Raw genomic sequence first — 17,905 nt, forward strand, 5'->3', positions numbered from 1 at the left:
GTGAAAGCATTATGGTGTTAGGCCTGCGTAAATAGATGCCAAACAATTGAGACAGATATTCATCACACCTACATCTCACTCATCACTATTTTTGGTGAAAAAACACGTGCTTTTTATTTTTTTAGCTATTGTGTTAATTATTGTAAATAAAAAATAGAATTCATTGATGATCAACATTGAGCAGATGGCTATCATTCTTGATGCTTTACCAGACCCTGCATTTGTCATATCACGTAGTGGAAAATACGTTGCAGTTTTTGGCGGGCGCGATAATCGTTATTACCACGATGGTTCCGGTCTTGTTGGTAACTATATTTCAGATGTGATCAAGCCAGATAAAGCCAACTTGTTTATGCAACTGATCGACCAAGCTCTAGCGTCAGGAAATCTACTCATCGAAGAGTACGAATTGAGCAATAGGGATGTAAAAGGTCTGCCTGATTATGGCCCTGAAGAGCCCATTTGGTTTGAGGTGCGCATCCAAGCCCTCAGTTTTTCGGTAGATAAAGAAGACGTTGTACTTTGGGTCGCAAGTAATATTTCAGCGCGTCACAACTTGGAAATCAAGCTGAAAGAACTCAGCCATACCGATCAGTTAACCGGTCTTTTCAACCGAAGAAAATTAGAGCATGACTTAGCATTACATTATGAGTCATACCTACGGCATTCCATACAGACCTCGATCTTGATGTTCGATCTTGATAACCTCAAAAAAATCAACGACAGCAAAGGTCATCATGTCGGTGATGAGGCAATCCGAGCAGTCGCAGATATTCTTCGTTTAACGCTGCGCAAGACCGATTGCGCCTGCCGCTTAGGTGGAGATGAGTTTGTGGTCGCATTACCCAATACGGGCTGCGAACAAGCCATTCAATTTGCCAAACGGATACATGAACATTCCAGAAAAGAATTAAGTCGGTTTTCAATAGATAACGCGCATGTCACCGTGAGCATAGGAGTGACAACCATCATGCCTGAAGATTGTACCTACGAAGATACAATTAAACGTGCTGATCTAGCGCTGTATAAAGCCAAACATGGCGGGAAAAATAGATTTGTCGCGGCCTAAGCGTGCGGCAGAAATAAACCAAATTTCACTGTTTATTTAGTAATTTGATATTCAAACCGTTGTGATTGCTCAGCATGAGCTCTCTCCCCTTTTCAACATAAGTTCAGTTTAGATAGGTGCCCGATATGCAGCAAGCCATTGTTGATTTTGCCTTGGATGATGAAAATCATTGGTATGCTATTTTAGCTTGTGGCCATACACAGCATGTCCGGCATGATCCGCCTTGGCAAAACCGTCCTTGGGTTTTGACGGAGCAAGGACGGAATGAAAAGTTAGGGGTAATGTTGGAATGTAAGAAGTGTGATGAAGAGGGTTTCGTATAAGAGATTTTATGTTAAATACCAATAAAGTGGAAATTTACATCCATTTAACTTTATTTTTAATATATAAATCAAATACATAATTATAAATTATTCACGATTTTAAATATCCTACACTTTAACTTGTACTTCTTCTTTCAACCACGTTACTTTTAGACAATGCTGGAAGGAAATATGCCATGAAAAATATATTGGATAAGCAAAGAGAGTGCTGTGAGTTTTATGATAAAGAATTTAACCCAGTAAATTTAAATCAGTTGGTGGTTGTATCAAAAGGAGTGCTTACCAGCAATAGCGCTGTTGAAGGGGTGAGATATAAATCTCCAACTCATATGAGTGGATGGTGGTTAACAACAGATCAATATGATGGTGATTTTAATACTCTAGAAAATGTCCACTTTTCTCATATAATCCACAAAAGGCCTGACCTAGCTATTTATATGGCACTACCTTATGGCTATAGATTTATTTTAGGTACAGAGCAAGAATATGTATGGTTAGATGAGGCCCTTAGTCATGAATAAAGCGCATCATTAAATCTTTCTGTGCAGATTTAATTTTAATTAGATCAATTTAATAATTTACTTTCATATAGATACAAAAAAGGAAGCTATCGCTTCCTTCTTCAAGTTCATGGCTTAGCTTAGATCCCATACTTCACACGGTACGCTTCCATTTTCGCCAAGGCTTCAGTTTCGCCTTTTGCATCTAAGAAAGTCATTAAATCTTTCATAGTGATTAAAGCATGTACAGGAATTTCTAACTCTTTTTGTACTTCTTGAATCGCAGACAAATCGCCCTGACCTTTTTCTTGACGGTCTAGCGCCACCAATACGCCCGCAATTTGTGCACCGGCATTTTTCAGAATAGTTACTACTTCACGAATCGCTGTACCCGCAGTGATCACATCATCAATGATCCAGACTTTTTTACCTTCAACAGACGCACCAACCAATACACCGCCTTCCCCATGGTCTTTCGCTTCTTTACGGTTAAAGCCCCAAGGTACGCTCACACCATGGTTCTGTGACAGTGCGACAGCCGTTGCTGCTACAAATGGAATACCTTTATAAGCTGGGCCAAAGACCACTTCCACATTATCGCATTCTGTTAATTTAGCTGCATAGCCAGAAGCCAATAATGATAAGGCTTCGCCATCGTTTAGTAGACCCGCATTAAAAAAATAAGGACTCACACGACCCGATTTTAAAGTAAACTCACCAAATTTAAGCACACCACGTGATAATGCCAGTTCGATAAAAGCTTGTGGATTAAATGCCGCTTGCGCTGTCATGAGGTGCTCCATTTTTTTAAGTTTGAGGTTAAACCTGAGCATGATACCAAAGAGTAGCTATCCAAGTGATCAAAAAATTTTACGTGTCGTTTCAATTAATGTGAATGGCCTGCGTTCCGCTGAAAAAAAAGGTATTTTTGACTGGATGGCAACTTCAGATGCCGATGTCATCTGCATGCAAGAAAGCCGCATTACCCATGAACAATGGACCGATAAATTTAAACCCGAAGGTTGGTTTACACACCTTTTCCCTGCAGAACGCCCAGGCTATGCCGGTACTGCGATTTATAGCCGCCTACCTTTTGTTTCAGTGACAGATGGTTTAGGTTTTGAATTGGCAGACACTCAAGGCCGCTTTATTTCTGCTGAGTTCGATTTAGGACTTGGTCAAACTGCACATATTTGCTCGCTCTACCTGCCTTCTGGTTCATCGGGTGAAGAAGCTCAGGCGCGCAAAGACCTATTTTTAGGCGAATATCAACAAATTTTGAAGCAATGGCGTGCTGAAAATAAGTCAGTGATTGTTTGCGGTGACTACAACATCGTACACAAACGTATTGATATTAAAAATTGGTCTGGGAACCAAAAGGCTTCAGGCTGCTTACCACATGAACGTGCATGGCTCGATCATATTTATGATGAGCTTGGCTATGTCGACACCTTCCGTGAGGTACGTAAAGAAGCCGAGCTTTACTCTTGGTGGTCTAACCGAGGACAAGCGCGTGCCAAAAATGTGGGTTGGCGTATCGACTACCATGCATGTTCACCAGACTGGAAAGAACGTACAGTCAATGCTTGGATATTTAAAGATGAATGGTTTAGCGACCACGCCCCTGTGATTATTGATTATAAAATTTAAGCTTCCAACAATTAATTGAGTGAACAATTGTTTACTCAATTAGAGCTTATTTCTCACATTACATGACGAATTTGTGGATTTATCTCATAACTTGAACATAGCATTATGGTCGCACGGCAAAGGGACATGTCAGGATGACATAAAAGGATTGGACGCCGAAGGAAGTATAAAAACAAACTAAATGATTTAGCTTGTTTTCAAGGATGTGACAATGGACGTTGGATTGAGACCCGCATGATCAGGATGATTAAATGCGGGTTTTCTCTTATCTAGTCCCCACATCTATAGACTCAAACATCCCCCAAATAAAACAGCTAAAAATTCGATCTGCACAGCATTTTCTTATTCTCGCTTTCTTTCTACTTTTGACTGTGCAACCTTAAGCTGAATTTTCTTGTTATTGCATCGCTTTCTTTTCTGAGCATCGTTTTGTTCTGTAGGCTATTCTAAAAGACCAAAATGTCGTTTTGATGACAATACCCAATATTTATTACATGCGACTTTTACAGCAAAATATTTATTTCTCAATCCACATCACGATCGAGCTTTGAGCATTGATGAATTAGCCTGTAGGATAATGCTGAATTGTATTTTTTATCTTATTGTTTGAATAATTAAGGACACCTGTTCATGCTTAAAATTTATGGCATCAAAAACTGCAATACCATGAAAAAAGCTTTCGACTTGCTCAACGAATTAGGCCTAAGCTACGAATTTCATGACTATAAAAAACAAGCGATTGATGCTAAAACCGTAAAAAAATGGCTTAATGCCAAAGGCGCTGATGTGATTCTCAACAAAAAAGGCACAACATGGAAAAAACTGAGTGAAGAAGAGCAACAGACAGCCTTAGCCAGTGAAGAAAATTTGATTCAGTGTTTAACAGCGCATAGCAGCATGATTAAACGTCCTGTACTCGATACAGGTAGCGATTTATTGGTTGGCTTTGATGAAAGCGCTTACCGTGCATTGAAATAAATTTTTTTATCACACTCATGCACGGCTCTAGTTCAATTGTGGCTGAAAATAGGCTATAAAAAAGCCTGACATTGTCAGGCTTTTTTTGTTTGAATCATGTCAAATTAGTTGGCGCGAATCCATGTTTGGTTACGACCTAAAGCAGCAACGCCAATAAAGCCGCGAAGCTCTAGTTTTTTGCCACCATCAGCCAATTGACCTTTTAACTTGTAAGTTTTACCTGATTGAGGATCCAAAATTGAACCGTCTTCATAGCTTGTACCACCTACATTTTTAAGACCTGTCACAATACGTAAGCCTTTTAATGATTTATTGTGATATGGGCCTTCACATTTTTTACAAGCGTTCTCTTCACCTGGTGTCAAAACTGACTGAATGCTCGCAGAAAGCGTACCATTTTTTTGCTCAGTGAATTTTACAATCGCTTTTGGCTGCTTGGTTTTATCATCAATGGTTTTCCAAGTTGTACCATTTAGCGGATCTGCAGCATTTGCAAATGCGGCTAAACTCATCAATCCTAATGCTAGTGCAATTTTTTTCATTTTTGTTTATTTCCCTGGTCTGATATAGACGACATTAGTATCCAAAAGTCACAACAATTTATCAATTTTTGTATGTGACCGTTTAGTGTAACCTTGTAATTTGTGTTGGTAAATATGCTCACACGATTCCAAAAATAGAAAAAGATGGAAAGACAATGAAGATATCGCCACTGACGAAACAACTGATTACAGAAAGCATTTTAAAAACCACAATTCGTGGGCCGAGCCAATTCAATTTACCGCCCAATACTTTAAGGTTTGCTTTGGAACAAATGTGTCGTGCATTTCCCCAAAACCCGGATGTACAAATTCGTCCTATTCGCTTAGCCGGCTTAAAAGCCGAAGAAATCAAACCACAACAGGCATCGACCCAACTCATTTTTCATATTCATGGGGGCGCATTTTTCTTGGGTTCGATGAACACGCATCGGGCGTTTCTGACTCAAGTTGCGGCACGCACGCAAATGCAAGTGTTACATTTGGATTATCCTTTATCCCCTGAAGCACAGTTCCCTGAAGCACTCGATGCCCTTTTTGATGTGTATGCGGTGTTATTAGATCAAGGGGTTCAAGCCAAAGATATTATTTTGTCAGGCGACTCTTGTGGTGCAAACTTGGCGCTTGCCTTAGCCCTTAAAATTCAACAGGACCAACTTCCACAAGTCAGTGGTTTGGTGTTGATGTCACCGTTTTTAGACCTTACGCTGAGCAGTGAGTCTTTGCGTTATAACCGTAAGCATGATGCGCTGTTAAGCATAGAAGCCCTCGAAACCGGCATTGATTATTATGTACCACGCTCGGTCGATCGAGCTGATCCATTGGTCTCGCCTTTTTTTGCAGAGCTCAAAGGACTACCTCCGATTCATATTCAAGTGGGTTCTAAAGAAATTTTATTGGATGATGCGCAGCGTTTTAAAGTCAAAGCAGAAGAAGCCGGCCTAGATGTCGAATTCAAGTTATACACTGGCATGTGGCATAACTTCCAAATGTTTAGCCCATGGTTTGAAGAAGGACAGCGTGCGCTGAGTGATTTAGCCGATTTTGCACACCGACTAGATCAGGACTAATCCCTGAAAACTAATTCCCTAAGAACAGATCAAAGTCACCATAAAAAAAGGTCAGCAGATGCTGACCTAAGAGGGAAATGTCAATCTATTAAATGGCTTGAATTTGAGTCTGAGCTGTCGCCATTGCCTGTGCTTTCATATCTGGTCCCATATTGACACCTTCGGCACGAATCACATCAATATCGCTGACACCTGTGAAATTAAACACGGCTTTTAATAAACCTTCTTGATAATCTACAGGGCTGTTATCGCCATACACACCGCCACGACTGCTGGCAATGTAGACTTTTTTGTCACCTGCCAAGCCCACTGGACCTTGTTCTGTATATTTAAAAGTACGACCTGCAACACTGATACGGTCAATCCATGCTTTCAAAGTTGATGGCAAACCGAAGTTATACATAGCAGCACCAACCACAACCACATCGGCATCTAAATACTGTTGTAACAGTTGCTCGCCTAAAGCCGATTGTTCTGCATTTTGACCCATCAAAATTTCATTGCTGAGATGTGGAATCTGCTGTACTGCTAAATCGAGATATTGAACCTGTGCAGCATCCCCATGTTTTTGCTGTAGCTGTTGTACAATTTCAGCGCTAAGTTGACGCGAAACTGAAGCGTCGCCCATGATGCTTGAATCAATATGCAAAATTTTCATGACTAAAACCTAAAGCTGTTGTTATTAACTTGAGCCTAGTGTAATCACTTTTCATAAATAGAATAATCCCGATCCTTATGACACTATGTTTTATTTTTAGAACAATCTTTTTAAACTCGTAAAAAAATTTAAAATTACTGAGCGGTTCTTGACCGTTATCAAGTGTAAATTTTCATGCTAATGTAAGCCTATAAAATGATATCTATATAAACTTTAAGAAAAAAACTGATAACTCGAACAGGGCAATGACACAGGATGACGGTGAAATCAAGCATACGTGACATGATCCTTCGCAATAGAATCGCCCAGTATTTACTGGAAGATGAAGTGGTCATGAATTGGAGCATCCTGAAAAAGTGTATGCTCATGCTGATGCTTGGCTCAGCCATTCATCTGCTTTGGATCATTTGGAAATTTTATGTTTATGTCACGCCAGAACTTTGGCAGTGGGTTAACCTTGAGCTCATCCACTCTCAATTGTGGACTAATATCGTCTTTTTTTGCTTGATGGTCCTACTGATTTGGCCTTGCTATGCTGGAAAAGAAAACCCAAAAATTCAGCTTGTTTTACCTTATCTTTCGGTCGGCTTATTCGTCATTTCTTTATGTCGTGATGGTTATTTAATTGGTGTCATGAGCCCAGCCACCATGATCTCCTATGTGAGCCTAGTGACCGTTGGATTAGTGCTATTTACACGAAAAATCGTCTATAGCATGCTGATTCCAGCCACGATTTTTTTATCTATTTGCATGTATTTAAGTATTCGCGGCATTATTCCCTACGCCCCGATTTTTCAACCTCATGCCTATGGCTATCAAAATAGTTTTTGGCTCTTCTCAATGATCTTTTTCATTGTTCCTATTTTATTAACCTGTCTGGCTTTATTTGAAATCTTACTGAGCCAATGGCGTCACCGTGAGCATTTGATTCAAAAACTCAGTCAAGTCGACCCACTGACCAATTTATTTAATCGACGCAGTATCAATCAGTGTTTGGAACAGCTCGATAGTGCTAAAACAGATACATATGCACTGGTCTTGTTGGACTTAGACCATTTTAAACGCATCAATGATGAATACGGACACGATAAAGGCGATGAAACCTTGATTCTCGTCAGCCAAGTATTAAACCAACATTTACGCGGTAGTGATGTAGTTGGGCGTTTTGGCGGGGAAGAGTTTATTTTGGTGTTAAAAAATTCTAACTTAGAACAAGCGATTTTCATTGCAGAGCGCTGTCGAAAAGCCATTGAACAGCTTGAAATTTGGGGGCATGACGGTCAGTCAATTCATGTGACAGCTAGTTTTGGCATTGCAATTTCTACGCCTGAATTGGTACCGCAACAATTGCTGACCCATGCTGATCAGGCGCTATATGCAGCTAAAGCTGGGGGTCGTAACATGGTCATGGCCTACACCGAACAACAAAGCTTTAGCCATTTGGTTTAAAACTTTTATATAGCTCAGATGCGGCATTAAGCTTTTAACGTGGATACTGTTCCATACGGCGGACTGGCTGTTCCAGTTGAGCAGCCGTGATCCATGCCACCACAGAAGGATGCTGCAAAATCTTTTGCATATAACGCTGTGTGTTGTCACTCACAGGTAGCTGGAAGGTCTGTAAACGTGTCACTACGGGTGCAAAAAATGCATCGGCAATACTAAATTCACCGCATAGAAAGCCATCCACCGCAGGATGACTCGACCAAATCTGCTCGATTCGAGTCACTTCAGCACGCAATTCAGCATGTTCAGACCATAATCTCTGACCATGACGACCATAATCCGCCTGCAGATTCATACTGCATAAGCTACGCAATTGCATAAAACTACTGTGCATTTCCGCGCAAATACTCCGTGCCCATGCACGTTGTGTAGCATCTTTTGGCCACAGTGGAAGCTCTTGAAACTGCTCTGCCAAATATTCACAAATCGCCAATGAGTCCCAAATCATCATACCGTCATGTTGCAGTAGGGGCACCTTGCCATTGGCATGTAGGGCTAACATTTGCTGCTTGAATGCTCCGCCATCTGCTTCTTCAGAAAAAGGAATCAAGATCTCTTGAAAGGGTAAATTAAACGCGTGTAACACCAACCACGGTCGCATAGACCACGTCGAATAGTTTTTATTGGCAATATATAATTGCATCATTTTTATTCTCCACGCGATTTAAATTTTTCCAATTGCGCTAGCAATTCTTTCTCGCTAAAAGCACCCGTCAAACGCAGTCCACGTATCTCTTGATGCGCTGTATCTAAAAATAAATAGGTCGGTGGCCCTAAAATATCCCATTGATTGAGCAGTACTTGATGGGTTGCATCATACTGACTCAAATCTAACTTAATTAAGTAATACGGTGCCAAAGCCTGTTGTACCGCAGCCGATTTTAAAACTTTATGTTCAATCGGCTGGCAGGCCACACACCAATCGGCATAGACATCAATAATCGCGGATTGACCTTGAGGAATTTCACTTAACAAACGTTGAAACTCTTCCGCTGTATGTGCCACATGCCAAGCACTTTGTTGTTGACTTTCTTCGACTAAAAAACGTTGGCTGTGTTGATATTGACTGTACACAATATAAGGTACAGCTGCACAGAACACCAAGATATACAACCATTTGAGCTGAGTACTGCGCCATAAAATGCGCCAAAGCACATAAGCGCTAAACACCAGCCCCAGAGCAAGGGATAACCACTGTAACCAAGCTTCACTGATCAATGGTCGAATAAAATACAAAGCTAATGCCAACATGATGAAAGCAAAGAGCACCTTGATTTGATTCATCCACAAACCCGCTTTAGGCAATACCCGTGAGCCAAGGACACTGGCCAACAATAGCGGGGTCCCCATGCCAAAGCCGAGGGTGAATAACAATAATGCACCCTGCCACTGACTTTGGGTTTGGGAAATGAATAATAATGCACCTGCCAACGGTGCTGTCATACAAGGACCGACTAGTAATGCTGAAATCATCCCCATGACTCCAGCGCCAACGAGACTACCACCCTTTTGCATCGACTGAGCTTGGTCTAAGCGATTGACCCAACTGCGTGGCAATTTCAGTTCAAATAAACCAAATAAATTCAGAGCAAAAACTACAAAGAGCACGCTAAAGGCAATTAAAGTCGAAGGCTGTTGCAACCAACGCTGGAAATTCAAACCTGCAGACGACGCCACCAAGCCAAGAATGGCATACACCATCGCCATACTGGTGACAAAAGTCAGTGCAATCATCCACGCTTTTAAACCTCGGCTGTCGCGGACAATCAGTGAGGTTAAAATCGGCAGCATTGGCAATGAACAAGGGGTAAAAGCCAGCAAAAAACCCAGTCCAAAAAACAGCAAAAGTCCATAAAATATGGAGCTTTGCGCTAATTTTTCAGACCACATTTGGTCAATTGCTGTATAGCGATCAGAAGCCAGTGCAGCATTATCTGCCCGCTGCTGATCTAAACGATTCGCCGTAGGCTGTTCGGCATTATTTTCTGCTGCAAAGTCGAGTAAGCGTTTACTTGGAGTGGCTAGATTTTGCTGTGTGACCAAGCCAGAAGCATCCGTTTCAAAGCTGATGTTCTGTGGTGGATAACACACCCGATCCTTGGCACAGCCTTGCCAACTGACTTGATAGGTCTGCAGTTTTTGAGTCGGAATTTTAAAACTCAACTGTTGGTAATACACCTGCGTATGACCATAGTTATCGTCTTTTAAATCCTCAGCAGCAGGCAAATCCAAAGCTAAAACTTGATTGCCCTGCTTCACCTCTATTTTGTGCTGATACAGATAATAATGCGCTGGAATATCCCAACTCAGCTCCGCCTGATCTGCACGATCGGAGACGACCGAGAAAGGAAAAGCATCTTCAGCTGAAAGTAATGCATCCTGAGCAGAGACGCCCATACTGAACGACAGCACAGCCGCTGCCGCAACATAAGTCCATTGTTTCATTCAGCTGAATTCATCCTCAGTCTGTATTTATACGTTTTAAAATTTAGGATTCTTTTAGAACAGGTAAGATACACCTAAACCTGACTGATAATTTTTATGACCGCCAGTGAGTTCTAGACCAACGCTCGCATCCAACTGCATACGATCTGAAACGGCATACGTCAAACCTGATGCTAATGACACTTCCTGATCGGTACTCTCTGCTTTGCGATAAACCAGCTCAGAAAAACCCGATAAATTACCCGCTATTTGATATTCCAATCCAGGAATAGCACTCACAGCCCAATCACCATCTTGAACTTCATAACGCATGGTTATTGACGTACCAATCATATCGCTATAATCATAAGCCACGGCTGAAGTCAGACTATAAATGTCATCTTCAGCACTAGAGCCTTGATTGCCTGTTGCAATAATGGCTTCAGCAAGAATGGCCATCGATAATTTCTCATCATTCAAATCAATGGCTTTTTTCAGGCCAATGCTGACATCACCCAAACCATTTTCTTCAACTGAGCGACCCGCAACTTTGGTTTTAGACCATGCAGGACCTTGCCAACCCAATTGCAATTCCAAATCTTTTGCCAAACCAGTACGGAATAACATGTCTGCATTTAAAGTGGTGTTTTTTACTTTTTCACCATTGTCATCACGACTTTCACTATAGCTCGCTGCTGGCAAACTTTGTTCCCACGCCAAACGACCGACAGGGGTAATGCCTGTGCCCATACCCGCGCCCGGACGGTCAAATGAAAAATCCGCCGCAAATGCAGACAGGCTCAAACCGGATAATGTTGCAATGCTTAAAACTTTAAATACAGTCATGTTTTTACTCACAATTATGCTAATTCTTTGGTCATTTTTGCGCCATGGCTACGCAAAAGCTCCAAGGTTTGTTTTTCTTCTTCCAATGCTTCTGACCAATTTACCGCGTCAAAATCACAGTCAAAAAATAATTCACTAATCGACGATAAAATGGTTAAACCATCGCTATCAATCATATTTGGATTCACTTTTTCATCCAATAAGCGCTGTACCGCAGGGACACATGCTGCACTCGCGGCGTCCCATAATGGACCATAAATTTCTTCAGCATCCCATAAATGCACATTGGCTTTGGCTTGAATCAGCGCTTCCAAGATTTGCATATGTACGTCTAAATGTTGTGCTTTCTGTTCAGCTGTTAAGGGTTGACCTGCTTCATACGCTTCGCAAACCATTTCCCACCATTTAAACAAACCATCAGACCATACAGAAACCGCAGGTCCTTTTTCAAAGTCGATAAAATTTGGATTAAGACCATCTGCCAACAGGCGTTGCACCTGTGCAAGATCTTGTTCTTCTAACGCTTGCACAAAAAGCTGTTGTTGCGCTGTTAACATCTGGAAAGCTCACTTCAATTTATTTTGATCTATTATGCCGAATAAAGCTGCGTTTGTTTGAATTTCATGTAAAACAAAATACAAAACACACAAAAAAAGCCCCGCAGGGCTTTTTTAAATTTTGAGACTTATTCGTCGTCTACGCTGTCATCTGCTTCAGCAAAAGCAGGTTGTGTACTGCGTGGGTTCTCTTTCTTTTCGAACACATGTTCAAGACTACGTTTAAGTCGATCAATTGCACCGTGAATAGCTGTATCTACATTATGACCACGATGGTTGACCACGACAGGCTTCAAACCTGCTGGACGTGCTTCAATCATACATTTGATGTCGTCGCTGCCGCCCTTATCCCCATTTTCATCACTTAAATGCACCGAAAAGTGGGTAATGCGTTCACTATGGCGCTGAAATTCTTCATTAAGTTCTGCACGAACGTATGTAATTAGTCGATCACTGTTTATAATGTTTTTATCTGTACGGATTTCAATGTTCATAATATCATCCTCATATCTATCTGTATTAGCTATAAAAATTTGTGCAAAACTTATTATCTTGGCACGTTACATTTGCTGTAAATGTTACAGCAATGACCATCTTCAACTTTGTATGGAACGTCGTCCTCCACATTGAATGATGAACACTTTAGAGTCTGCAGATCCGTGTCCTTATACTTCGAATATCGGTCTTAAGTTAGAATTTTGCAAGTGCTATTTTGATATTTTTTTAATATCCATACAAAAAGTAAGACTTTATTGTAAATTTGCATTGTTTTAATTGATTTGGGTCATATTTTTGTGCATTTCCTCGACGTCCACCTTCTATTTGCACAATTCCATTCAAACTCAAAATCTCGCTTTTACCGTCATTGATCATTCACAGCATATTTCCCCTTCAAATTACAAAACAATTTTGCCGTTGAGTAAAATTTGGCTTTATTTTTGCTTAATAATCTGTATGCTTTCAGTGCTTCTCGGGGGAGATATTTTTTAATGAAACTTACACAAATCGTTGCATCATGTGCATTAGCATCTGCTGCTGCTTTCACTCAAGCTTCACCTATCGTATGGCAAGATTTCAGCTTAACTGGCTTATATGGTGAAAACTATGAAGTTGGTACTGAAGACCGTACAACGATCACAGCCGAATATGCAGCTAAACTGAAATATTCAGATGTATTCTTCTTCGTTGACCAACAATTGGATGGTAACGATGATCAATCAACTTATGCAGAATTTGCGCCACGTCTAAGCTTAGGTGAAGTTTCTGGTAAAGACCTTTCTATGGGTCCAATCAAAGATGTTCTTATTGCAACGACTTGGGAACATAATGCGGGTTACGATCACCACAACTCTGAATTTAACAACTTCTTGTACGGTGTAGGTTTCTCTCTCGATATTCCATATACACAATATGCGAATGTGAACTTCTATAAAGCAGCAAACGACAAGACTAAAGATGATTATCAAATGACAATCACTTATGCCGTGCCGTTCAAATTAGGTTCAGAAGAGTTTTTAGCAGATGCCTTCCTAGACTGGTCTACTGCTGAAGCAGACCATGCAAGTGAATTAAACTGGACATCTCAGTACAAATGGAATGTGGGTAAACACATTTCACCAAAAACTAAATTATATGTTGGTATCGAACATTCTGTTTGGAACAACAAATTTGGTATTAAAGGCGTAGACCAAAACGATGTCAGCGCATTGGTGAAATACCACTTCTAAGTTCGACTCAGAACGCTATGAAGAAAAAAGCAAGGTTCATCACCTTGCTTTTTTTATGCCTAAGTTTTTAAATTGACTTTATTTTTATCAGAAAATTGCGCATGTCTTTTCTCATTCGACCTGCAACTCCACAAGACTTAGCAGCCATTCTCGCAATCTATAATCATGAAGTTCTCAACGGCTTTGCGACATGGAATGATCAAGCTTATACCTTTGACTCTTTTCAACAGAAATTGCTGGATTTCCAAAAGCAAAATTTTCCTTTTGTGGTGATTGAAGATCAAGATCAACAGCAAATCGCCGGTTATGCTGACTATGGTTCTTTCCGTAATTTTGCTGGCTATCGACATACTGTTGAGCATTCTGTTTATATTGACCCAAACTATGCTCGACTGGGTCTTGGTCAGCAATTATTAGAGCACCTAATTCAGCATGCCAAAAGCCAAAATATGCATGTCATGATTGCAGGCATTGATCACGGCAATAGCGCCTCGATTGCCCTGCACAAAAAATTAGGCTTTAAGCAAACAGGTTATATGCCTGAAGTGGGACAAAAGTTTGGTGAATGGCGTGATCTCGTCTTAATGCAACTTCAGTTATAGCCCGTGTTGAGGCTGTGTTTATGGTAATTTATCCAAACGAATACCATCTTGAATTACACTTAGCACCGATAAGTTATGACGCACCGCATCACGATAAAGGTCTTGTAACTGTAAAAAAAGCAGTTTTAATTCGGCCAATTTGAGCTCTTGCTCAGGTGCGTTTTCTGCAATCGTGACCAAATAACGTTTTTTGATTTCATCCACGCTTAACTGTTGTAATGCCTGATGGATTTCTGCAACGCGAACTACAGTATTGTAATGCACTGCAAGGCTCAGTCCCGGTCGTCGCTCTGACAATGGATGTTCTGCCTGAATGGCATAATTCAGTGCAGCAGCTGAATCACTGTTCATGCTTAATAATGGATTCAACTCTTGCCACGCTTCCCCTAAAAAAAAGGAGTGTTGTACAAAGGGTGAATCCAAGACATCTTGAGGGGTTTCTGCTTCTAAAATCAGTGTTTCCAAATCATTCGGTGGGATCAAATATAATATCGCGTCCATATTCTTATCTTCTTGTTATGTCGTACATTTAGATTAATGTAATCCACACAAAAATAAAGCAGATATTTTGTATATTCGGCCGCATTTGATCGAATACTGATGGATGCCCATTCGCCCTTTACCCAAGTTTCAGTACTGCACTTAGCATCACTTAAGCACGACATGCTGAAGCTTCAAATGACAATACTGAGAACAACTTAAGCTTATGGTTTAAAACAAAAAAAATTTATGCCACTCGTTTTATTGATGCCACTGCCATGACCAGCAACGATTTTTTGAGCGTAGTAAATTGAATTAAAAGAGTAACGAGCTTGCTTAATACAAGCCCGCCACACATCGCAGTCAACAAAATGTTAAATCGCCACCAATTCCCGAATGCCTTTTTCAGGCATTTCACTACCGACACCTTGTGCAATCACTTGCCCCCGCGCCATCACAGTATATTCATCTGCCAGTTCTTCTGCAAAATCATAAAACTGTTCAACCAAAACAATCGCCATTTCTCCGCTATCGGCTAACTGACGAATCACACGACCAATGTCTTTAATAATCGACGGCTGAATGCCTTCGGTCGGTTCATCTAAAATCAATACCCGTGGTTCGGAAGCGAGCGCACGGGCAATCGCCAATTGTTGCTGCTGACCACCAGATAAATCTCCACCTCGACGATGTTTCATTTCATCCAATACGGGGAAAATCTCATAGAGAAGTTCTGGCACTTTTCGGGTTTTAGTGCCTTTAAATTTTGCCATCCCAATCAAAATATTTTCTTCAACGGTCAAGGTCGAGAAAATATCCCGTCCTTGCGGTACATAAGCCAATCCTTCGCGTACACGTTGCTCTGGACTCAGTTTAGAAATATCTTTGCCATCCAGTAAGATCTGCCCAGACTTGATCGGTAAAATACCCATTAAACATTTTAAGAGGGTGGTTTTACCCACACCATTTCGCCCGAGCACCACCGAACATGCGCCCACGGGAGCGGCAAATGTCACATCTCTTAAAATATGACTGCCGCCATAAAACTGATTGACGTCTTTGACTTTTAACATGGTCTGCTCCTTAACGTCCGAGATATTTTTCAATGACATCTTCATTGGCTTGGACTTCGGCCAATGTACCCTCGGCCAAAATCGCACCTTGCGCCAACACGGTGACTTTTTCACTGATGGTGTCAATAAAGCTCATGTCATGTTCAACCACGATAAGGGTATGGTTCTTTTTCAACTCTAAACACAGCTCTGCAGTGCGCTCTGTTTCAGCATCGGTCATCCCTGCTACAGGTTCATCCAGCAAAATCAACTTTGGACGCTGCATCAGTAGCATGCCTATTTCTAACCACTGCTTTTGACCATGTGACAACAGCCCTGCCGGTTTATGGATCAATTCTTCTAAGCGGATTTGTGCTAAAGATTCATCCAAGGCATTTTGCGCATCTGGATCAAGCTTGCTGAAAAAACTCTTTTTCACCCGTTTATCTTTAGGTGCAGCCAATAACAGGTTTTCCATCACAGTAAAATTTTCAAATACGGTTGGCTTTTGAAATTTACGACCGATCCCGGCTTCTGCAATTTGCTCTGTGCTCATTTTTGCCAAATCATAGGTTTGCCCAAAAAAAGCCGAACCTTCTGCTGGGCGAGTTTTCCCCGTAATCACATCCATCAGCGTGGTTTTTCCTGCACCATTGGGACCAATGATGCAGCGCAGCTCACCTTCTTTGATATATAACGACAAATCATTTAATGCACGGAAAGAATCAAACCAAACGCTGACTTTTTCTAAATACAAGGCAATCCCGTGACTGAAATCCGCACCCTGCTCCTTTGGTCGTCCATAACCTTCAACAGCATGACCGCCATGCGGTTGAACCCATTGATCATTCATTCGCTGCGCTCCTTTTTAAACCGCTCTAATAGCCCAATCACGCCTTTTGGCAGAAATATCGTTACCACAATAAACAGCGCACCTAAAATCAATAGCCATGCCTCTGGATAAGCCACCGTGAAATAGGTCTTCACCCCGTTGATTAAACCTGCACCCAATATCGGGCCAATCAGCGTACCGCGCCCCCCTGCAGCCACCCACACCGCCATTTCAATCGAATTGACAGGGTTCATTTCACTCGGGTTAATAATGCCGACTTGAGGGACATACAAAGCACCTGCAATCCCTGCGATTACAGCGGACAACACCCATGCAGAGAGCTTGTACCATAAGGTGCGGTAACCTAAATATTGCAAACGGTATTCACTGTCACGAATTGCACCAAGTACACGACCATAGGGTTTATTCATCAGGTGGCGTAAACCGACAAAACAGACCAGCAAAGTCAGTGCAGTGAGGAAACACAAGATTGCGCGCATTGGTGCAGAGGTAATATCTAGACCTAAGATGGTTTTAAAACCGGTAAAGCCGTTGTTACCGCCAAAGCCGGTTTCATTGCGGAAAAACAGTAGCGCAGCGGCAAAGGTCATGGCTTGGGTGATAATCGAAAAATACACGCCTTTAATTTTGGAGCGGAAGGCAAAGAAGCCAAAAATGAAGGCAATCAATCCCGGAACTAAAACCACCAAAGCCAATGCCCACACGATATGTTCAGTGCCCATCCAGTACCACGGTAGCTCGGTCCAACTCAAAAAGCGCATAAAATCGGGTAAGCCATCGCCTGCCGCTTCACGCATGAGATACATGCCAAAGGCATAGCCGCCCAAAGCAAAGTACAAACCATGCCCCAAACTTAAAATGCCGGCATAGCCCCAAACCAAATCTAAGGCCAATGCCACCAAAGCGAGACACATAATCTTGCCAATGAGCGTGACCCAATACGCAGATAAATGCAGTGCTGAATCGGCTGGCAATACATGTAGCCAAGGCAAAATCAGCAATATGGCAAAGCACACGGCAACCGCCATACCGCTATAAGGTTTATTCGATAATAACGAAGTGATTTTCATG

General features: G+C 41.5%; 21 protein-coding genes. 9 read left to right on the forward strand and 12 right to left on the reverse strand.

All coding sequences use genetic code 11. The annotated features are described in order from the left end of the window. The first annotated feature begins 166 nt into the window (after positions 1-166). From B1201_RS09090 to B1201_RS09100, 3 genes are all read left to right on the forward strand, one after another. A complete protein-coding gene (locus B1201_RS09090) occupies positions 167-1,069 on the forward strand; it encodes a GGDEF domain-containing protein (RefSeq protein WP_078193221.1) in 903 nt (300 codons plus the stop codon). Between the two features lie 125 nt (positions 1,070-1,194). Next, positions 1,195-1,392 carry a DUF3565 domain-containing protein gene (locus B1201_RS09095; RefSeq protein ID WP_078193222.1) on the forward strand — a complete coding sequence of 66 codons (198 nt, stop codon included), beginning with the start codon at positions 1,195-1,197 and terminating at the stop codon, positions 1,390-1,392. A gap of 176 nt (positions 1,393-1,568) precedes the next feature. Next, positions 1,569-1,913, forward strand: coding sequence for a hypothetical protein (locus tag B1201_RS09100; RefSeq protein ID WP_078193223.1), 345 nt, complete (start codon positions 1,569-1,571; stop codon positions 1,911-1,913). Positions 1,914-2,032: 119 nt separating this feature from the next. On the opposite strand, the gene pyrE is transcribed toward B1201_RS09100, so the two are convergent. Further along, positions 2,033-2,683 (reverse strand): orotate phosphoribosyltransferase, encoded by a 651-nt coding sequence (gene pyrE, locus B1201_RS09105; RefSeq protein ID WP_078193224.1) that lies wholly within the window; start codon positions 2,681-2,683, stop codon positions 2,033-2,035. A 40-nt stretch (positions 2,684-2,723) separates the two neighbouring features. Here pyrE and B1201_RS09110 point away from each other — a divergent pair, with 40 nt between their 5' ends. Together B1201_RS09110 and B1201_RS09115 are read left to right on the forward strand one after the other, a co-directional pair. Then, a complete protein-coding gene (locus tag B1201_RS09110; protein ID WP_078193225.1) occupies positions 2,724-3,542 on the forward strand; it encodes an exodeoxyribonuclease III in 819 nt (272 codons plus the stop codon). A gap of 630 nt (positions 3,543-4,172) precedes the next feature. After that, positions 4,173-4,520 (forward strand): Spx/MgsR family RNA polymerase-binding regulatory protein, encoded by a 348-nt coding sequence (locus tag B1201_RS09115; RefSeq protein ID WP_078193226.1) that lies wholly within the window; start codon positions 4,173-4,175, stop codon positions 4,518-4,520. Positions 4,521-4,624: 104 nt separating this feature from the next. Here the strand turns inward: B1201_RS09115 and B1201_RS09120 are convergent, their stop codons facing one another. Continuing rightward, positions 4,625-5,062: a DUF2147 domain-containing protein gene (locus B1201_RS09120; protein ID WP_078193227.1), complete on the reverse strand. Its 438-nt coding sequence runs from the start codon at positions 5,060-5,062 to the stop codon at positions 4,625-4,627. Positions 5,063-5,217: 155 nt separating this feature from the next. Between B1201_RS09120 and B1201_RS09125 the strand changes: the two genes are divergently transcribed. Next, on the forward strand, positions 5,218-6,129 hold the full coding sequence (locus tag B1201_RS09125) for an alpha/beta hydrolase (RefSeq protein ID WP_078193228.1): 912 nt from the start codon (positions 5,218-5,220) through the stop codon (positions 6,127-6,129). A gap of 88 nt (positions 6,130-6,217) precedes the next feature. Here the strand turns inward: B1201_RS09125 and B1201_RS09130 are convergent, their stop codons facing one another. Further along, positions 6,218-6,787, reverse strand: coding sequence for an FMN-dependent NADH-azoreductase (locus B1201_RS09130; RefSeq protein WP_078193229.1), 570 nt, complete (start codon positions 6,785-6,787; stop codon positions 6,218-6,220). A 282-nt stretch (positions 6,788-7,069) separates the two neighbouring features. On the opposite strand from B1201_RS09130, the gene B1201_RS09135 reads away from it, so the two are divergent. Further along, positions 7,070-8,236: a GGDEF domain-containing protein gene (locus B1201_RS09135; protein ID WP_257227391.1), complete on the forward strand. Its 1,167-nt coding sequence runs from the start codon at positions 7,070-7,072 to the stop codon at positions 8,234-8,236. A gap of 34 nt (positions 8,237-8,270) precedes the next feature. Here B1201_RS09135 and B1201_RS09140 read toward each other — a convergent pair whose 3' ends face one another. From B1201_RS09140 to B1201_RS09160, 5 genes are all read right to left on the reverse strand, one after another. Beyond that, positions 8,271-8,939 carry a glutathione S-transferase family protein gene (locus tag B1201_RS09140; RefSeq protein ID WP_078193231.1) on the reverse strand — a complete coding sequence of 223 codons (669 nt, stop codon included), beginning with the start codon at positions 8,937-8,939 and terminating at the stop codon, positions 8,271-8,273. 2 nt (positions 8,940-8,941) lie between these two features. Beyond that, positions 8,942-10,738: a protein-disulfide reductase DsbD gene (dsbD, locus tag B1201_RS09145; protein ID WP_078193232.1), complete on the reverse strand. Its 1,797-nt coding sequence runs from the start codon at positions 10,736-10,738 to the stop codon at positions 8,942-8,944. Between the two features lie 54 nt (positions 10,739-10,792). Continuing rightward, a complete protein-coding gene (locus B1201_RS09150) occupies positions 10,793-11,563 on the reverse strand; it encodes a transporter (RefSeq protein ID WP_078193313.1) in 771 nt (256 codons plus the stop codon). 14 nt (positions 11,564-11,577) lie between these two features. Beyond that, positions 11,578-12,120 (reverse strand): ankyrin repeat domain-containing protein, encoded by a 543-nt coding sequence (locus B1201_RS09155; RefSeq protein ID WP_078193233.1) that lies wholly within the window; start codon positions 12,118-12,120, stop codon positions 11,578-11,580. A gap of 128 nt (positions 12,121-12,248) precedes the next feature. Next, entirely contained in the window at positions 12,249-12,614 is a 366-nt protein-coding gene (locus B1201_RS09160) for an HPF/RaiA family ribosome-associated protein (RefSeq protein WP_078190593.1), read from the reverse strand. 495 nt (positions 12,615-13,109) lie between these two features. Here B1201_RS09160 and B1201_RS09165 point away from each other — a divergent pair, with 495 nt between their 5' ends. Both B1201_RS09165 and B1201_RS09170 read left to right on the forward strand, forming a co-directional pair. Beyond that, positions 13,110-13,847: an outer membrane protein OmpK gene (locus B1201_RS09165; RefSeq protein WP_078193234.1), complete on the forward strand. Its 738-nt coding sequence runs from the start codon at positions 13,110-13,112 to the stop codon at positions 13,845-13,847. 101 nt (positions 13,848-13,948) lie between these two features. Beyond that, entirely contained in the window at positions 13,949-14,449 is a 501-nt protein-coding gene (locus tag B1201_RS09170) for a GNAT family N-acetyltransferase (protein WP_078193235.1), read from the forward strand. 18 nt (positions 14,450-14,467) lie between these two features. Here the strand turns inward: B1201_RS09170 and B1201_RS09175 are convergent, their stop codons facing one another. The 4 genes from B1201_RS09175 to urtC all read right to left on the reverse strand — a co-directional run bounded on the left by B1201_RS09175 (position 14,468) and on the right by urtC (position 17,904). Continuing rightward, positions 14,468-14,950 (reverse strand): DUF1877 family protein, encoded by a 483-nt coding sequence (locus B1201_RS09175; RefSeq protein WP_078193236.1) that lies wholly within the window; start codon positions 14,948-14,950, stop codon positions 14,468-14,470. A gap of 353 nt (positions 14,951-15,303) precedes the next feature. Beyond that, positions 15,304-16,002, reverse strand: coding sequence for an urea ABC transporter ATP-binding subunit UrtE (gene urtE, locus B1201_RS09180; protein WP_078193237.1), 699 nt, complete (start codon positions 16,000-16,002; stop codon positions 15,304-15,306). A 10-nt stretch (positions 16,003-16,012) separates the two neighbouring features. Continuing rightward, positions 16,013-16,834, reverse strand: a complete 822-nt coding sequence (gene urtD / locus B1201_RS09185; protein WP_078193238.1) for an urea ABC transporter ATP-binding protein UrtD — start codon at positions 16,832-16,834, stop codon at positions 16,013-16,015. Further along, positions 16,831-17,904, reverse strand: coding sequence for an urea ABC transporter permease subunit UrtC (gene urtC / locus B1201_RS09190; protein ID WP_078193239.1), 1,074 nt, complete (start codon positions 17,902-17,904; stop codon positions 16,831-16,833). Before urtC ends, urtD begins: the two co-directional genes overlap by 4 nt. Position 17,905: the final 1 nt, after the last annotated feature.

The sequence above is a fragment of the Acinetobacter sp. ANC 5600 genome (genome assembly GCF_002018395.1).
In the GTDB taxonomy this organism is placed as follows: Bacteria; Pseudomonadota; Gammaproteobacteria; order Pseudomonadales; family Moraxellaceae; genus Acinetobacter; species Acinetobacter amyesii.

What these genes read in the sequence shown, in the direction of transcription:
- B1201_RS09090 (WP_078193221.1), top strand. Translation starts at nt 167, where the DNA reads ATGATCAACATTGAGCAGATGGCTATCATTCTTGATGCTTTACCAGAC.
- B1201_RS09095 (WP_078193222.1), top strand. Translation starts at nt 1,195, where the DNA reads ATGCAGCAAGCCATTGTTGATTTTGCCTTGGATGATGAAAATCATTGG.
- B1201_RS09100 (WP_078193223.1), top strand. Translation starts at nt 1,569, where the DNA reads ATGAAAAATATATTGGATAAGCAAAGAGAGTGCTGTGAGTTTTATGAT.
- pyrE (WP_078193224.1), bottom strand. Translation starts at nt 2,683, where the DNA reads ATGACAGCGCAAGCGGCATTTAATCCACAAGCTTTTATCGAACTGGCA.
- B1201_RS09110 (WP_078193225.1), top strand. Translation starts at nt 2,724, where the DNA reads ATGATACCAAAGAGTAGCTATCCAAGTGATCAAAAAATTTTACGTGTC.
- B1201_RS09115 (WP_078193226.1), top strand. Translation starts at nt 4,173, where the DNA reads ATGCTTAAAATTTATGGCATCAAAAACTGCAATACCATGAAAAAAGCT.
- B1201_RS09120 (WP_078193227.1), bottom strand. Translation starts at nt 5,062, where the DNA reads ATGAAAAAAATTGCACTAGCATTAGGATTGATGAGTTTAGCCGCATTT.
- B1201_RS09125 (WP_078193228.1), top strand. Translation starts at nt 5,218, where the DNA reads ATGAAGATATCGCCACTGACGAAACAACTGATTACAGAAAGCATTTTA.
- B1201_RS09130 (WP_078193229.1), bottom strand. Translation starts at nt 6,787, where the DNA reads ATGAAAATTTTGCATATTGATTCAAGCATCATGGGCGACGCTTCAGTT.
- B1201_RS09135 (WP_257227391.1), top strand. Translation starts at nt 7,070, where the DNA reads ATGATCCTTCGCAATAGAATCGCCCAGTATTTACTGGAAGATGAAGTG.
- B1201_RS09140 (WP_078193231.1), bottom strand. Translation starts at nt 8,939, where the DNA reads ATGATGCAATTATATATTGCCAATAAAAACTATTCGACGTGGTCTATG.
- dsbD (WP_078193232.1), bottom strand. Translation starts at nt 10,738, where the DNA reads ATGAAACAATGGACTTATGTTGCGGCAGCGGCTGTGCTGTCGTTCAGT.
- B1201_RS09150 (WP_078193313.1), bottom strand. Translation starts at nt 11,563, where the DNA reads ATGACTGTATTTAAAGTTTTAAGCATTGCAACATTATCCGGTTTGAGC.
- B1201_RS09155 (WP_078193233.1), bottom strand. Translation starts at nt 12,120, where the DNA reads ATGTTAACAGCGCAACAACAGCTTTTTGTGCAAGCGTTAGAAGAACAA.
- B1201_RS09160 (WP_078190593.1), bottom strand. Translation starts at nt 12,614, where the DNA reads ATGAACATTGAAATCCGTACAGATAAAAACATTATAAACAGTGATCGA.
- B1201_RS09165 (WP_078193234.1), top strand. Translation starts at nt 13,110, where the DNA reads ATGAAACTTACACAAATCGTTGCATCATGTGCATTAGCATCTGCTGCT.
- B1201_RS09170 (WP_078193235.1), top strand. Translation starts at nt 13,949, where the DNA reads ATGTCTTTTCTCATTCGACCTGCAACTCCACAAGACTTAGCAGCCATT.
- B1201_RS09175 (WP_078193236.1), bottom strand. Translation starts at nt 14,950, where the DNA reads ATGGACGCGATATTATATTTGATCCCACCGAATGATTTGGAAACACTG.
- urtE (WP_078193237.1), bottom strand. Translation starts at nt 16,002, where the DNA reads ATGTTAAAAGTCAAAGACGTCAATCAGTTTTATGGCGGCAGTCATATT.
- urtD (WP_078193238.1), bottom strand. Translation starts at nt 16,834, where the DNA reads ATGAATGATCAATGGGTTCAACCGCATGGCGGTCATGCTGTTGAAGGT.
- urtC (WP_078193239.1), bottom strand. Translation starts at nt 17,904, where the DNA reads ATGAAAATCACTTCGTTATTATCGAATAAACCTTATAGCGGTATGGCG.